The sequence below is a fragment of the Catenibacterium mitsuokai genome, from assembly GCF_025148785.1.
Taxonomy (GTDB): domain Bacteria; phylum Bacillota_I; class Bacilli_A; order Erysipelotrichales; family Coprobacillaceae; genus Catenibacterium; species Catenibacterium mitsuoka.
This window is the reverse complement of sequence record NZ_CP102271.1, coordinates 776,699-793,477: the sequence shown is the minus strand read 5'-3', so window position 1 is coordinate 793,477 and position 16,779 is coordinate 776,699. Positions and strand designations below refer to the sequence as shown.

Here is a 16,779-nt window from a genome sequence, read left to right as displayed (position 1 = left end):
CCTTTTATGGTACATTAATTCTACCATGAAAACATACCAACAAGATTATACGGCATATCAGACATATGCGCTACTAGATTTTAATATTTCTTTTGAAAAAGATATACCTGCTGATGATATTTCAAGAACTGTGATTGAAGTTACGGAAAGGATAGATATAAACAAGTTTGTTGACTTCACTCATAGAAATTCTCATGGGTATGATGGTCTCATGATGCTCAGACTGCTTCTGCTTGCTTTTGCGGATAATGGTTATGCATCTACAAGAAAGCTTGCAGAACTATGCAGAACTGACATCAGATATATGTTCATCGCACAGAATCAGAAGCCTTCTCATCAGGCATTTCAGAGATTCATCCATGATGATCTCATTATGTCCGTTGAAGAGATATTCTATGAAATGAATAGAATCATGGAGGATGAACTTCCTATCGATACAGATATATTATGCATTGACGGTACTAAGTATGAAGCCAATGCCAACAAGAACACATTCATATGGAGAAAAAATACTGTCAGACATAGGGAAAGACAGTGGAAGAAGTGTAATGATACTATCAAGAGAATCAATAAGTTCTTTAAGGAACAGAATATCAACTGCAGATACTCCATTCTTAGAGAGCCTAATATTGATTATCTATTGAGAGTTACAGATAAAATAGAGATTTACATGAAGGACAATGGAATAGAGTTCGTTCATGGAAAAGGATGCAGAAAGAGCGAGATTCAGAAGCTTTATGATGAGCTAGCGAAAGAAGCGATGAAACTTTTTGAATATGCACTGCATTTTGATATGCTTGGTGACAGAAACAGTTGTTCCAAGACAGACCCTGATGCAACATTCATGCACATGAAGTATGACTATTATAATCATACTAACGTTTTCAAGCCTGGATACAATGTCCAGGTAGGCGTGAGTGATGGCTTCATCAGAAACATTTACGTAAGCAGTGACTGTTCTGATATTCAGACATATATTCCCTTCATGGAGAAGTATAAGCTTATGTATGGCAAGCTTCCTTTAAAGACACCTGCTGATGCAGGTTATGGTAGCTATGATAACTATATGTACTGCAGGGAAAACGGTATTGAGCTGTTTATGAAGTATCCAGGATATTATGAAGAATCGAAGAAGACAAATGATAAGAATAGATTCAGAGCCTCTCATTTTGAGAGAACAGAAGATGGCGGGTATATATGCCCTGCTGGTCATGAGTTTGAGGTGGATAAGGTAACTACTGATACAAGGGGCGTATATGCACGTAATAATATAAAACTAATAAATCATTACTGTGATGGTTGTCCATTCAGATCAAGATGCACTAAATCCAGAATTGGAAGAAGCATAAACTACTGCAAGGAACTTGATGAATTTCATAAGGAAGTAAGAAAAAATGTCACAAGTGAAGAAGGAAAGAAACTCATGTTCAAGAGAGATAATGAAGCAGAAGGAACTTTTGGTGATCTTAAGGAGAATATGGGTTATGACAGACTCTACAGAAGAGGACATGACAATGTTCAGATGGAGATCTACCTTGTTTCAATGGGGCATAATATCAGGAAATATCAGAAACTGAAGAAAAGAATCAAGGAAACAGAAGAAAACCAGATGAAACAGGTCAAGGAGATGCTCAGATTGTTTATCTGCTGATAAAATTTTTTTAGGAAATGGGCAGGTTCTTTTTAAGTACGTCTGAAATATGAAAAGGTTATTCACCATGCAATAGTGAATAACCTTTTTGGGTTTGAATATACGAAAAAGAGCTGTAACGCTCAAGGTAGTAGTAAATACTATCTATTCGTTACAGCCTCTTTTTCATCTTCATCAATACCTGATTGAACATTTGTACACTTCATTAATGAATTAATTAATTGTGTACGATTACGTTTTGTCATTGGTACCTTATCTCCATTTGTAAGTTCTACATAATCAGGCCCAAATAAACGAATATAATCTCTGTTAATAGTATAACTTCTATGAATCTTGAAGAACTGTGTACCAAGTAATTCTTCCATTTTATTAAAAGAGACTGTTGAAGTAATTTCACCTTTATTTGTATAAAGTACTGTATTATGCTGGAATGCCATGACATAATAAATATCTTTTAAAGGAATCAAACATGTATGCTTGTTCTTATCATTCACTAAAATTGTTTTATCTGGCTCCATAAGCTTTTTGACCATATCCTTATAGTAATGATATGTACTAGAGCCCATCTTATGAGGGAATAACTCTCCGTCTTCTAACTGTCCTAAACGATCTGGTGTATTTAAATAAACAATACGTCCTTCCTTTTCTTTTTCAATAGACCAGACGAGTGTACATCTTTGTTGTTCATGAATCATTTCTAATGAATTCATATCTGTCATAAGAAAAAAGCGACCGACAATAATACATGTGTTCTGCTGATTAAAAACGCATTGAAAATCAATATGTGTCAATTCACTTTTTAAACTATCATTCATTACAGAATATAAATAATTCATTAGCTCATTCTTGCTTGAATAATATTGACTTGGATCAGCACCACAATAAAAAACATCATTGTCTAGATAATGGCTTAAAAGATTCACATCTTTATGCCAGAAAGCTCTAATAATTTCTCTACTTGTTTCAATTAAATCTTGTATCACTTTTTTTCTCATAATTATCACCACTTATAATTTACCAAAAATAATATTATAAGTCTCATAGTTATGTATAAAAGGTTTTTTTATTGCACGAAAAGTATCTTTTCCTCTTTAATTTATTCAAATGGATAAATCATGCCCCATTGTTTTCTGATTTTAGTAAGTATTTTCATGACATCACTTGTAATTTCTAATGTTTTACTATATTTATTACTTACATAATCCTCCATATCTTCAATTTCGTAAAATAAAGCGTCTTTTGTTTCTCCATTTTTAATTGTTTCGCTATGTCCGTCAGAGGTATAAGTAATCACTGCCTGGTCTCCTCTAGGATAGTTATAGATTTCAATATATCCATTTTCACAGGCAATAAGACCACGTTTAGGCTGTTTTGCACGCATTGTAAGAGAGATGACAGCCATTTCCTTGGAATTATTTAAAATAATACCTGATGTTTCATCGACACCTGTTTCAAACAGATTAACAGTCGAAAGAATCTGCTTTGGACTTTCTGACATAAAATAACGGGCAAAGCTGACTGCATAAACACCAATATCAAGTAATGCACCACCTGCAAGTTCCTTAGAAAAGAAACGATTATTGATATCATATTCCTTGCAGCTTCCAAAGTTGACCTGAATCATCTTCACTGGTCCTAAAGAACCACTCTCCACAATCTCTTTCACCTTTTTAAAAACTGGCATATGGAAAAGTGTCACACCATCCATAATAACTAAGCCTTTCCTTTCAGCCAAAGAGATTGCTTCTTCTAATTGATTATCATTAACTGTAATAGACTTTTCTACAAAAACATGTTTACCTGCTTCTAATGCTTTCATCATCTCTTCATAATGTAAATTATGAGGTGTCGCAATATATACAATATCTATATGAGAATCTTCTAACATATCATCTATTGTATGATAGACATGTCTGACATCAAATTCTTTCTGATAAGATAATGCATTCTCATAACGCCCTGAAACAACCCCATAAATACCATGATTCATTCTATTTAATGCTTCACCCATTTCATGGGCAATCCATCCAGTTCCAATAATCCCCCAGTTATACATATTATTTTCCTCCTATTCTGTATGTTTCTTCTTTATTAGAAATAATAAGATCAGTCACTAATCCTACAAATAGAGAAGTCGCAATAAGTCCTTCAATATTATTAAGTTTATTATTTAATTCTTTTATATTTTCTATTGTATCAAAATGTACATCTACAATAAAATGTCCATCATCACTTATGACCGGTCCTGCTTTACTCTTATTTGGTCTTAAAATAAGTTTTCCACCCATTTCTTTAATTTTTCTTGATACATAACTATAAGCTTCTTTGAGCACTTCACATGTAATATCATGTAAAAATGGTAAAGTAACAAAATACTTTGATTCATCAAGCAATAAAATATAACGATCACTCATAGAGGCAATCAATTTCTCTCTTGTCTGAATAGCCCCACCTGATTTTAATGCATTCATATCCTGATCCACTTCATCACAGCCATCAAAAGATAAATCAACATGATTGACTGACCAGAGTGGTAATAGTTCAAGTCCAGATTGAATGCAAACCTGTTCTGTCGCAAACGAAGGTGTTACAACCTTGACATCTTTATGAGAATGACTTAAATATTCAACAAGATAGCCAATTGTTTCTCCACCACCAAGACCAACAATCATACCATCTTCAATAAGTTCTAAAGCGGCTTTTGCACTTCTTTTCTTCATTTTCACCCATCTCCCATCTATGAAATTATCTTACATAAGCAAAATATCACTTAAATTTATTTTCGTCAATAAAAGAGATGAAGAAAATATTATTCTCCACCTCTTTCATATCTAATAAATCTTGTTCCTTGATAAGTCAATATGCCTTTTTCTCCTTCTGTAAGAGATAAATAGACATAATAATCAACAAGTAATCTTTTTATTCTGCCATCTTCTAATCCAAAACAGACATAATACTTATTTTCATTCACTTCTTTTGTAAGTATACTTGCCCCTATTATATGGACTAGTGCACGATTATTCTTGAACCAGCATATAATTGTATTGGCGTCAACAATACAGATCATACCTACTATAACAAGACAAACAAATACGATTCCCATAAACTGCCTCAATTCTAGTCTTCTTCATTTGATGTCTGAAAAAAGCTTTCTAAAAAAATAAATAAATATTCCATTTCTATCACCTCAATAGTAACTAGTATAGTGTTTAGATATGTAATTGTTATGGACTCTGTGTGTTTTTTATATGTATTTTTCATAAAGAAAAGGACTTCATTTAAAGTCCTTTCTAACTCTTAATACTCTTTCTTTCTCATCACAAGATAAATACCACTCAATGATACAAAGATAGAACTGAATACACTTGCAAGTGGTGTCAAATCACTAGTCTGTGGTTTCTTATTTGGCTTAGTTTCACTTGGTTTAGATTCGCTAGGCTTTGTTTCACTTGGCTTAGATTCGCCAGGCTTTGTTTCACCAGGTTTGTTTTCATCTGGCTTAGATGGCTTGTCCGGTGTAATGACTGGATCTTTGACCTTTTCTAATCCATCAATTGCATCTTTAAGATTCTTATAAGCTGCATCTACTTCAGATTGCTCAGGTTCTTCCTTATTTAAAACATCCTGAGCCTTCTTTAAAGCATCCTGAAGTTTATTCCAGCTTTCTTCTGTATAATCCTTCTGATTCTGATCAATAGAACCTACTAAATCCTCTAAATCCTTAGTATCAGCATCTTCCTTGATTACAGGAGTCTTCGCAATTAAATCCTTTAATAACGCATTATAAAGATTTGTCTTTGCTTCATTGATTTCATTTGCTGAAGCATCTTCCTTCTTTAATACAGCTTTTGCCTTTTCTAATGCAGTATCTAACTTTTCTAATGATTCTTTAGTATAAAGTGTACGATCCAATCCTTCTGCATGTTTAACAAGTGCTTCAAGTTCTTCTGCTCCAGTAGATGCTGGCACATAATGAATCTTGAATTCAGCTGCGCTGCCAAATCCACCCTTAGCTGCTAAGATATTAAATCTTACATACTTTGCATCAACTGCATCAAAGCTGATTAACTTACCTTCTGCATTTAATGGAAGTGTACCTTCTTTGACTTTCTTGAAAGTCTGCCCATCAGTACTTACTTCGATACTATACTGAGTCACTGTACCGTTACCAGCATTACTACGTGGTAAATAATAAAGTCCATCTACCTTTTCAGTTGTACCCATAGTAATCATATACCAGTGTGGTAAGGAAGCACCATTCCATAATGTATGCCAGAATGTACCTGGGTTACCATCTAAAGCATTAGAAGCAGGTGTTTTTTCATTTGCAGTTTCCTGTGAAGAAGCAGTACCTGTCATCGTACCCTGATAGTAATATAAATCAGCCACATCCAATAATACAAGTCGATCTAATGCACTCTGTAAATCTTTTGCATACGCATCAACCTGAGACTGCATACCTCTTGGTAAATCATATACAATATTGTTCTTAGCTGTTTCTAAAGCATCCAAAGAATCCTTTGTATAGATCTTAGTCAAATCAGTGTTAGGAATTTTTGCAAGAATAGCTTCAATTGCGCTGTAATCAGCCTTCTTATAAGTCACTGTCGCAATCAAATCTTTCATACGTTTTACAACATCCGCAATACGCACAGCATCTGGATCAGCCTGACAAGTAAGGGCCTCTCCTTCTTTGATTAATGATCTCATTGCATCCTTCTTAGAAGCATCTACTTTCTTATCTGCTTCTAATGCATGTAAGATCAATAATGTGTTATCTAATTCACTCGTTGAAGCATAGTCCTTATTCTTTGCAAGCACAATATCATCAATATAGCCCACAAAAGCATGTGTTTTACTTCCCACTCTTTCAAATGGAATCATTGTAGTTGCAATAAGTTTGTTACCTTCAACCTTTTCATCATCACCCTTACGGTCTACAAGCTTGCCATTAACATATAATTCAGCATACTTGCGATTACGTCCGTTATCTGGGTTCTTGATTTCAATTTCAACCCACTGTCCTACTGGAAGTGAATAATCAAAAGTAATATCAAAGTTTTCTCTCGAGATAGCTACTTTACCTGTGCCCTTTTGAACACCTTTGATAGAACCATAGCTTGATTCAAATAGGATCTGGTCTTTATCAATTGAAGATGAAGTACGTTTTACCTTGAATCTTAAGCTATTGTTTAATCCTACAGTTGTATGAAGTTTAGTTTCTACATATGAAGAGTCACCCAATAAATGAATAGCCTTCTTATAATCAACATCTTCTACATCTGCATTCACACCCTTATATGAAGTGTTATTGTCGATGACTTCAAATACACCATCTTTGTCTTCTACATTATAGGCAAAGTTAGTACCAGGTGCATCTCCTAATAAGCCCGCTGCATTTTCTGCCTGACTCTGAGTTAATGATCCTTTACCCCAAAGCTTAGCACCAAATAATGCAGCAGATGCCTGAATACGATCATAAACATCATATTCAGTAATACCATTATTGAGGTAATCTGTCATATCATTCCATACTGCAAAAGAACCACCAAGCATCTGTTTATCACCAGCAGGAATATGCTTACCACCCACTTCATTGATTGGTAAGTTATATACTGTTGAATTATTCAAATAGTCATAGTAGTACCCTGCATTTGGTACGATGTAATAGTTACCATCATTACAGTTAATAAGGTCAAAGCCTTCTTCGTACATCTTATCCATATTAGCCCAGCCATAGTTCCATAAGTTCATTTCTACATTCTGAGCCTTTACAGTTACATTACCCTTAAGACTTGATAAACTTCCCCATAGACGTGCTTTACGTCCTGAGTTTTCTACATAATCAATCATATCGTTACAGAAGCGACGATATGCATTTGGATCCTTTGTATATTCATCCGCACCAATATGTACAGTTGTCTTAGAATCAAAGACTGGATCAGAACCATTCATATATTCACCAAAGATTTCCTGTACAAAAGCCACTGATTCATCATACTTAGTTACTAAGTTCAAATGATCATTGTCACGACCATAAGTACCAGCACGTAAGTCTGGACGCACCTTAGTAAGAGCAAGAGAATGCGCTGGTGTATCAATTTCAGGAACAATATTTACCCCATACATTCTTGACTGTTTAATGAAGTTTCTAAATGCCTTCTTAGTATAGAATACATCTGTACTTGTCAAATCAGCCTGGTTCTTACCGCCCTTCTTGATATCAGATTCAAGACGGAATCCAGAATAAGCTGTCATAGGGTCCTTACCTGCATTAGAGTAATTCTCTAGAGGAATGACATTATCATTTAAATGTACCTGGAAGTCATTCAACTTATACCAAGACATTTCCTTCATCAACATTGTTAGATTATCCATAGTAAATGTCTTACGTCCTACATCAAGAATAAGACCTCTGACAGAATAAAGTGGATAATCTCTTGTCATACCCTTAGGCATAGTGAGCATATTAAGCTTTAAGATCTGTAAAATAGTACGTGTAGACCAGAAAGCACCTGTTTCCTGTTCAGCTTTTACTGATACAGTATCACCAATTTCTAAAATATAACCTTCCTTATCTAAACCTAAGTTTTCTTTCTTATCTACAAGAGTAAGAACGATATCTCCTGCTTTTGTTTCACCGCTTGTAACGATATCTAACTTAGATCCTGTGATTTCCTTTAAATCACTCTGGAATGTTTTTGCCATTTCATTCAATTTAGAATTGCGCACCACAATACGGCCATTCTTATTAAAGTTGAATGTACCTGTATGACCTTTCCATTCTCTTAATTCTGGTAATACGATAGGGGCTGCATTATCTCCCTGTTCGACGTTATATTTACCAGGAATATTCACTGCAATTTCTTTAAATAAATAATCATTCTTATCTTTCTTATTTGTTGCTTTGAAAGATAAAGTAGCAGTTGTATCAACTAAAGGCTGATAGATAGTCAAATCATCACCAACAAGCTGTTCATAATCAGCACCATTGAATGTAATTGTATAATCTTCAGATTCTGGAAGAGTTACATTAACCTTCTGATCACCCTTCTTCACTTCTGCCACTGTAATAGAATCCATCATTTCATTCACATCAACTGTTGGTTCTCCACCATATACTTCCATTTCATAAACAGAAATATTATTCCAGCTAATGCCTGTATCTGGATCTAATGAATCCACTGCATCAATATACAAGCGTACATAACGTGCCTTCACCGCTTTATCTAAGACAATCTTCTGAGTCTTATTAGCAGGACGACTGTTAAATATCTTTGCATCTGTCCACTTGTCTAATTCAGTTGCATACTGGATTCTATACTTTGTCGCTTTTCTTGTTTCCCAAGTTAAGCGTACAGTCTTGACATCTAATACATCTTCAAGATCCACATAAATCCAATGAGGTGCATTCTTTACACCAGATGCCCAGCGTGATGTTCCCTTAGTATTACCATCAAACGCTTTACCTGCTGTAAATGAAGTACCACCTTCAACTGAAGAAGCCACTGCAGGCTTATTGAATGCTACGTTTTCTGTAGGGTTTTGAGGTGCTTTATCTGATGAATTCAGTACTTCAAATTCACAGCATGATACACTGTCGTACCCTTCCATCTTTGTCACTTCAACCTTTACATAACGTGCTTTTTTAGCACTAGATAAGTATTCTACAGAAGTACGTTTCTTGTTACCTGTTCTTTTTACAATAGCTTCACCCCAATTTGTATGATCATCTGAAGCATAGATATTATAAGAACCTGCATACACATCATTACTTTCCCAAACCATCTTTAACTGGTTGAAAGACTCAGACTTACCTAGATCTACATAGAACCACTGTACTGGAGCGCCTTCTGTAGACCATCTTGTACTTTCATTACCATCTGTGAGGTTTTTCTTAGGGAGTGTAGGATACTCTGCACTTACTACAACATTCTTGTTTAGCGCTAAATTGACATTCGTAGGTGTCTCAGTCTTTTCCTGAGTACCCATGACTTCAAACTCTGCCACTGAAATACTTGGATAAGCACCATCACGTAATTTTTCTACTGTTAATCTTACGTAACGATACTGTACAGGTGTATCAAGTGTTACAACTTCATCTACGCCAAATCCTTCTGGTTTATCTACTGAATTATGAATCAATGCATAAGATGAACCATTGAGTGATCCTTCAATCTTGAATTTACGTACTCTTTGAAGAGCATTGCCATCCTTAGGATTCTCAAAATGGATATTAAAAGATGAAATCGTAGACTGTGCACCTAAATCCACATCAATCCAATGGTTAGTCGCAGCATGTTCACCAAATTCAGTTGCCCAGCGTGATGACTTATCGCCATCCACTGCTTTTTCAGCACCAAATCCAGAACATGCATAACTTGTTGTAACTTTCTTATTTAATGCAATATTTGTGATTGTATCTGCATGGACAAGTGTCATACTCCAGCTAGAAATAATCATACTCGCACTAAATAATGCAGCTACGACTTTCTTTAATCTTCCCACGATTTTCACTTTCCTTTCTGATTGATTGTCCTCCAATAAAAAAAGACCAAACACAAAAAGACATGATGCAGCGCATGCTTAAATGTGTCTGGTCTTGCCTACTTAAAGTAACAATCCATCTCAAGTAAGAGTATAGTTCATGTAACCTCTTACATCAAGTTTTTTCATCACAATTATTTTAGCATTTTTTTCTCCATTTCCCCGCGCCTTCGTTGCGCGGACACAAATATTTAATCAAACTCAAATCCACCAAAACTATAGTGTGCCTCTCGATATAATAGTATAATCAAAGAGAGGTGGTATACTACAGAGCACGTGAAGGTGAGTAGGCAATTCTGCTCAAATAGAATATCCTGAATTTTTATAAGTCGCCGCTATCTTTTCAAGCACAAATAAGTTGGACTTAGAGCCAGGACACTTATGATTGTACAATCAACTGAGTGATTAGCTTAGATAGCAGTCAATGCCACTTCTCTTCTTTCAATGAAAGGAGAGATTTTTTTATGAAGATTGTTAGACCAATCTGCTGTGGCATGGATGTTCACAAGAATATCATTGTGGCTACAATCGGTATTACTAATAAGAAAACTCGCATTACCGAATACATCCAAGAAACGTTTTCAACTTTAAATCCTGATTTACTGAATCTTAAACAGTGGCTCATTAATCACAAATGCTTTGATGCATGCATGGAATCTACTGGTAAATATTGGATTCCAATTTTCAACATCTTGGAAGATGAAATCAATATTTACTTAACTCATCCAAAATATGTCAAAGCAATTAAAGGGAAGAAAACTGACAAGAAAGATTCAAAATGGATCTGTGATTTATTTAAACATGATCTAATCAAATTTTCTTTCATACCACCCAAAGAAATAAGAGCTTTACGAGAAATATCTCGCTATCGCTATAAATTGGTTGGAATGCGTTCCTCTGAACGTAATCGATATCAAAACTGTATGACAGTTTCCAACATCGGTATTGGTTCTGTATTTTCAGATCCGTTTGGAAAGTCTGCACAAGCAATCATGAAAGAAGTACTTGAGTCAGATATCATTGAAGATGAGAAAATTTTGAAATGTGTCCATGGATTGTGTAAAAATAAAGATAAGATTCTAGATTCCATTAAACACTGCAATATCGAAACTGATCAAAGGTTTAAAATGAATGAGTCAATGACTCATATGGAAGAATTACAAGTCCATATTGATAACTGTGAAATCGAAATGATGAAACGTGCAGCACCAATGTTCGATCAATTCATGCACATCACCCAACTACCAGGTATCAGCACTTTATCTGCAATTCTTATTATTTCAGAAATCGGAGTAGATATGAAACAATTCGAGTCAGATAAACAACTAACCTGTTGGGCTGGATTAGCACCTGCAAATAACGAAAGTGCTAATAAGAAAAAATCAGTTCGTATTTCTAAAGCAGGTCAATATTTAAAACCTTTATTAGTTCAGTGTGCTCTTGGAGCAATCAAAGATAAGGAGGGCTATTTTGGAATTAAGTATTCTCGTATCAAAAAGAGACGAGGCCACAAGAAAGCCATTATCGCAATTGCAAGAATGATGCTTGTCAGCATATACCATATGATTCTTACTGGAGAGACATTTAATCCTTCAGATTATGAATCATTTAGAAATCCTAATCCACCTATAAAGCAACAAGTTTTAACAGAAGAATCAGCAATTGAGTTTCTTAAGAAATCAGGTTTTGACGTTTCTAAATTAACTAAACAATAATATTCAATTATTCTATTTTTTCTAAATTATTCAAACTAATTTTTAAGTTTGTCTTTTTTTTATACGTTTTGATTGATTTTTGTTTCACACTTTATCCTTCCTTTTCAAAAATCAGATCCATTTCCTGTACGTGTCCAGTTCCACGCTGCTTTACAGGAATATATCCGACATATCGCCATCCTTGTAGAGCTCTTTTCTCAATAATAGAACGATATTCATCAACACAATACACATTACCTGCACCTAGTCCCCAGCCTTCTAGATTACAACTTATAGTTTCATATGCATATTTATACATGATTTATCCTCCTCGTATAATATGTACGGAATCAGTTAATGAATTTAATTAAATTCATCATTGATTGTACATTCTAATTTCTAGATAATAGTTTTGTTTTGAATGAAGGTTTTATTCCATCCCCCTGTGGCTACTTCATGTACGTCCACTTCAAAAAGACTTAATCCTTTAGACTTGACATCACTTTATACCCGAATTAGTTTGTTGCAGCAGTGTTTCTACACTTGTCTCCGTATTTGCGAGGTTGCGTTTGTCTTGATTTAGAGGTGCAATTCAAAACCGATTACATATGAAAGAAGGTCATTATTTATGGAAAACAATTATATTCTTTATGTTGGCATGGACTCCTCTAAAGGCAAAGCAGATGCTGCTATCCTCAAGGTCAGTGATCGTAGATCTGTTAAACCTAAATTCTTACGAAAAAATTATCTTTTAAATTTGTTAAATCAGAAGTTACTTCTTTTTTGGAAACTGTAAGAAGTTATTCCGATGATAACTGTACCAGTATCTGTTTTGCTTTAGAAGTTACTGGTATCTATTCTACTAATGTCTATAACTTTATTAAAGACAATCTCAATGATAATGAAAGCATCAAATTTTTGAATACTGATTTTGTCAATCAATGGCGTAACGCTCATAACATTGCTAAATCTGATCCTTTAGATGCTCAAACCATTTCAACTATCATTGGTACTGATTCCGATGTTCAATATGTCAATGACAACGTTTTTAAAAATAAAAACGGATATCAAGATTTGAAAGCTTTAGTACACAGACATTATCGATCAAAAAATCTATTCTCAAGAAATCAACCGTCTCATCGCCCAATGTGATTGTTTATTTCCTGAACTTCAATATGTTTTCGAACCTAAATCAGCTGCTTTTATCGCTGTCTTATCTTCATATCCTACGACACATGATATCATAAATGCTTCAAGACTTGAAGTCTTCAATGTCGTTTATGAAGCTACGAAACATCGCTGTTCGATGGATAAGATCGATAAGCTCTTTGATTTGTGTCATGATACTCTGGTTATGATAATATTTCTTCTTATGGAAGAAGTATCATTCTAGACCTCGTTGAAAACATAAAAAACATAAAAGGTCAGCTTAAAATGATTGAAAGATATATTAGAGATGTTGCTTCTTTAAATCCAGCTTATAAACTGCTTCTTACAATTACAGGATGTGGTCCTTTAACTGCTGCAACTGTTATTGCTGAAACTGGCGATATAAAACGATTTAAAAACGCAGACTGTTTTGTCTCTTATTCGGGAACAAGCCCTAGAAACAAGCGCTCTGGAACGTCTGTAGAAACCATGGGCAAGATTTCTAAAAGAGGCTCTAGATATCTCAGACATGCAATTTACATGATTGCTGAATTTGCCAGACGTCATAATCCAGTTCTCAAACAACAGTTTGAAAGAATCAAGAATGGAAACAAGAAAAGACATAAGCTGGCTAATATCGCAATCGCAAATAAAATTGCACGATATATCTATTCAATTATGAAAAACGAAAGCGGCTTTGTAATTTTTCATGAACATATCATGAGATTACCAGAAGAAACCCAAAATACGTTCTTCAATTCAATATCATTAGACTTTCCTGAAAATACTAGAAAACAGATCTATCAGTATTCTGATATCGACGGTGAAGTACACAAGTTTGTATACACCAAATTAGAAGAGACGATGATTATTTAATAGTATATAAAAGTCTAGTGTAAGAGCTTTCAACGATACGATGTTGAAAAGTTCTTTTTAGTGTACTCTTTTTTAGAAAAGAAAGAGGATTTTTATAGAGGATTCACCTCTAAATCAAGACAAATGCCTATAAATTCAATAAATTCCTAAAAAATAGATTATTTATTGACATCTAATAGTTTGTCTTTAACTTGTAAACTTGAAGCTATATCAATAATTAGTTTTCTGTGATATTCTGTAAATCTTGGCAAAACCTTTCATAATCAAACTTGCCTTTGGTTTTAACTTTTTTTACTGCTCTTATAATAGTATTTCTAATAATAATAACTTTTTCCTCATCTGTCGCATTATAATATTGGTCAAAATCTATTCTAATATCAACGCTGGCACAACTTCCATTTCCAATAAATCTAACCTTTTCTTTCCACATTCCCTTTTGATACAAATCTTTTGGAGCACATTGAGGACATATACCAATTACTTTCAAAATCTCGCTATATTCCTTATCTTTGAAGTATTCATGACATTTTTTACAATAGTAGTATACACCTTCATTCACGCCATATTGCTGAGTAAAATAAGCAGGCGAGTTGATGTTTAATTCCAATTTTTATCACCTCTCATTTAATTTACTTTCTTGTTCCATCTTCATAAAACATCTTTTTTAAAGCAAGTTCTGTTGGAATAATGGATACAATTAGAATAATACATTGCAATAGGACAAAGATAAGAGAAATCATACTATATGTATTGTCATTAGTACGTAATAGTAATACAGAAACAAGAACTGAAAAAGCAAGCATGAATAACCCCATCTTATACCAAAGTCTTCCACAGTGCTCATTCGCAAATTTCCATGTATCCATATTTTTCATTGAACGCGTTGTTCTGTATCCTACCAAACCATTTATATTTTTGGGATAATGTTTCCACATGATTCTTCCTGTTACAATCACAACAACAGGAATCAACAAGTTACAAAAAAACAATACATACATAAGATATACCTCCTTTTGCATTTGTCTTATATCATTAATAGAAGCAGTTGTCGCAAAACTTGCGACAACTGAACGATTCAATTCTTCTTTCAATGCATCCTTAATATGCTTACCTAGCGTCTTGACATGTCTCTCAAATAATTCAACCACACGATATCATTATTAACAGGCACATTATCTTTATCTGCTGTTTCAAACAAAACCTATTCGTTTTTCATAATAGATTTACCTTCTTGTTGATTAAGTTCTTTCTCCTTTACATCTTCTTATCTTTTATATAGATACAGAAAAAGAACTTTCCTACATAAGTATTATACCATTTCTTATCTACAATTGCTTTTGCAACTATATTATAATATTTATCTCATTATAAAAACAGGAGCACCCCCCCGCCAGATATGGGCAGAGGAATACTCCTGTCTAGGTTTATCGTAAGCATAATTCAAATAATAATCAACTATCATTTATAGAATCTTAATACCTGATACTGATAATAGTCATCCTTATCTAGCTAACCAACATAAATACCTTTTCCATTATATGCTGTTTTACCACTACTTGATTTATCTTTTGCTTCTTCTAGTAATGTATCAATCTCTGCATCAGTTGCTTTATTGTAGTTTGCTTTAATAAGTTTTTTCGCATATGTAAGTGCCTCATCATTATACTTACTTGCCTTACTCACAAAAATAAGCGTATTTCTTAATACGACAATCGATTGATGTTTTAGGCATAAGACCTCCTCCTTCATACTTCTATTCTATCATTACATGACTACTCCATTTCTTGCTTTTTTGCGATAAAAAAGGAACATATAATTTCTATACGTCCTTCACTAAACTGGAATCTTTCAACTTACGATGTGATATTATTCCGAAATCCACTCATACAGCGCCGCCGAAAGTCTTTTGTCTATGTCTTTTCTTGCGGCTTCGCACTCATTGGGATATTGCTTTGCTGAACGGAAAATAAAGCGCATAACAAATTTCAGGCCTATTGGCAGTGCCATTCGCAACATGGATTCCGGCAATACAAAATGTGTACCATGTTTATACGTTATAGCCTCATATTCACACTCATGCGGATATTTCTGCAACCGCTGATCCATACGTCGGACATACTTACCTGCCTCCCACAGGCTGTCATCGTCTGCACCAATCAGGATAAGTTTCCCCTTGATATTTTCAATTTTTATCATTTCTTCCTCTGTATGCTCACGTTCCTTTTCAGAATCTGCAAAAAGACAGGTCGAGCGTAGAAAATCTCCTGATCCTTTTGTTTCGGCCTCAATCTTTTTCCAATACGTTGGGTGTTCGTAGACAAATGGCATATAAGCAAGTGGTTTTCCACGATAGGAAAGTGTAGAAGTTCCGGGCACAGGCCACTCCTTGCATCCATCCTTTTTACCCTGCTCAAATCCCTGCCATACAAAATTGCTGGCAGTCAGCCCAAATGTCAGCGTTATATCCGGAAAAAAGGATGCTGCAGCCAACGCTTCCATTCCTGCCGTACTCATCCCCATAATACCGACCTTTCTGTTTCCATGAGTCATTAACCACGTAACCGCTGTCTCAATTCTCTCAAGCGGACAGTTGACATGACTGTAGTTATGCTTTCCCGGAGACATACAAAGGGCATTGACGCCATTTTTGTGCAGCCATTTAGCACCGCATTTTGCCATATAATCATTTGGATCATCTCCAAAGAGACCAATCACAGCACAGTCCGCCCCTTCAGGATTTTCATAATATGTACCATAAAAGCCATCACGATCTGTTTCAAAAAATAATTTTCTCATTGCCATCACCTTTCACCAAATTCCAATTTTAATATCAGACGTGTGGTTTTATATTCACGTATAAAG

Annotated in this window: 15 protein-coding genes; 5 read left to right on the top strand and 10 right to left on the bottom strand. The window is 34.6% G+C overall.

What is annotated here, in order from left to right; all coding sequences use genetic code 11:
- Positions 1-25 precede the first annotated feature (25 nt).
- The gene (locus NQ499_RS03990; protein WP_259848560.1) at positions 26-1,651 is read left to right on the top strand and encodes an IS1182 family transposase; all 1,626 of its coding nucleotides are present in this window, start codon (positions 26-28) and stop codon (positions 1,649-1,651) included.
- Positions 1,652-1,791: 140 nt separating this feature from the next.
- Here NQ499_RS03990 and NQ499_RS03985 read toward each other — a convergent pair whose 3' ends face one another.
- The 5 genes from NQ499_RS03985 to NQ499_RS03965 form a co-directional block, all read right to left on the bottom strand.
- Positions 1,792-2,646, bottom strand: a complete 855-nt coding sequence (locus NQ499_RS03985; protein ID WP_259848611.1) for a LytR/AlgR family response regulator transcription factor — start codon at positions 2,644-2,646, stop codon at positions 1,792-1,794.
- A gap of 101 nt (positions 2,647-2,747) precedes the next feature.
- Positions 2,748-3,707: a Gfo/Idh/MocA family protein gene (locus NQ499_RS03980; protein ID WP_006505560.1), complete on the bottom strand. Its 960-nt coding sequence runs from the start codon at positions 3,705-3,707 to the stop codon at positions 2,748-2,750.
- A gap of 1 nt (position 3,708) precedes the next feature.
- Positions 3,709-4,371 carry a ribose 5-phosphate isomerase A gene (gene rpiA / locus NQ499_RS03975; RefSeq protein WP_006505561.1) on the bottom strand — a complete coding sequence of 221 codons (663 nt, stop codon included), beginning with the start codon at positions 4,369-4,371 and terminating at the stop codon, positions 3,709-3,711.
- Between the two features lie 89 nt (positions 4,372-4,460).
- A complete protein-coding gene (locus NQ499_RS03970) occupies positions 4,461-4,754 on the bottom strand; it encodes a DUF2500 family protein (RefSeq protein WP_006505562.1) in 294 nt (97 codons plus the stop codon).
- Positions 4,755-4,948: 194 nt separating this feature from the next.
- On the bottom strand, positions 4,949-10,159 hold the full coding sequence (locus NQ499_RS03965; protein ID WP_081455811.1) for a discoidin domain-containing protein: 5,211 nt from the start codon (positions 10,157-10,159) through the stop codon (positions 4,949-4,951).
- Between the two features lie 503 nt (positions 10,160-10,662).
- Between NQ499_RS03965 and NQ499_RS03960 the strand changes: the two genes are divergently transcribed.
- Positions 10,663-11,913: an IS110 family RNA-guided transposase gene (locus NQ499_RS03960; RefSeq protein WP_259848610.1), complete on the top strand. Its 1,251-nt coding sequence runs from the start codon at positions 10,663-10,665 to the stop codon at positions 11,911-11,913.
- Positions 11,914-12,004: 91 nt separating this feature from the next.
- On the opposite strand, the gene NQ499_RS03955 is transcribed toward NQ499_RS03960, so the two are convergent.
- Positions 12,005-12,211 (bottom strand): DUF4177 domain-containing protein, encoded by a 207-nt coding sequence (locus NQ499_RS03955; protein ID WP_259848609.1) that lies wholly within the window; start codon positions 12,209-12,211, stop codon positions 12,005-12,007.
- A 309-nt stretch (positions 12,212-12,520) separates the two neighbouring features.
- Here NQ499_RS03955 and NQ499_RS03950 point away from each other — a divergent pair, with 309 nt between their 5' ends.
- The 3 genes from NQ499_RS03950 (at position 12,521) to NQ499_RS03940 (ending at position 13,917) form a co-directional block, all read left to right on the top strand.
- Positions 12,521-12,688: a hypothetical protein gene (locus tag NQ499_RS03950; RefSeq protein ID WP_259848608.1), complete on the top strand. Its 168-nt coding sequence runs from the start codon at positions 12,521-12,523 to the stop codon at positions 12,686-12,688.
- Positions 12,676-13,044 carry an IS110 family transposase gene (locus tag NQ499_RS03945; RefSeq protein WP_259848607.1) on the top strand — a complete coding sequence of 123 codons (369 nt, stop codon included), beginning with the start codon at positions 12,676-12,678 and terminating at the stop codon, positions 13,042-13,044. The genes NQ499_RS03950 and NQ499_RS03945 overlap by 13 nt, the downstream gene beginning before the upstream one ends.
- Before the next feature lie 282 nt (positions 13,045-13,326).
- On the top strand, positions 13,327-13,917 hold the full coding sequence (locus NQ499_RS03940; RefSeq protein WP_259848606.1) for a transposase: 591 nt from the start codon (positions 13,327-13,329) through the stop codon (positions 13,915-13,917).
- 217 nt (positions 13,918-14,134) lie between these two features.
- Here the strand turns inward: NQ499_RS03940 and NQ499_RS03935 are convergent, their stop codons facing one another.
- From NQ499_RS03935 to NQ499_RS03920, 4 genes are all read right to left on the bottom strand, one after another.
- On the bottom strand, positions 14,135-14,524 hold the full coding sequence (locus NQ499_RS03935) for a hypothetical protein (protein WP_006506390.1): 390 nt from the start codon (positions 14,522-14,524) through the stop codon (positions 14,135-14,137).
- A 22-nt stretch (positions 14,525-14,546) separates the two neighbouring features.
- Positions 14,547-15,065, bottom strand: a complete 519-nt coding sequence (locus NQ499_RS03930) for an SdpI family protein (RefSeq protein WP_006506391.1) — start codon at positions 15,063-15,065, stop codon at positions 14,547-14,549.
- Between the two features lie 361 nt (positions 15,066-15,426).
- Positions 15,427-15,666, bottom strand: a complete 240-nt coding sequence (locus NQ499_RS03925) for a hypothetical protein (protein ID WP_006506392.1) — start codon at positions 15,664-15,666, stop codon at positions 15,427-15,429.
- 117 nt (positions 15,667-15,783) lie between these two features.
- Positions 15,784-16,713 (bottom strand): acyl-CoA thioester hydrolase/BAAT C-terminal domain-containing protein, encoded by a 930-nt coding sequence (locus tag NQ499_RS03920; protein WP_040390067.1) that lies wholly within the window; start codon positions 16,711-16,713, stop codon positions 15,784-15,786.
- Positions 16,714-16,779 lie beyond the last annotated feature (66 nt).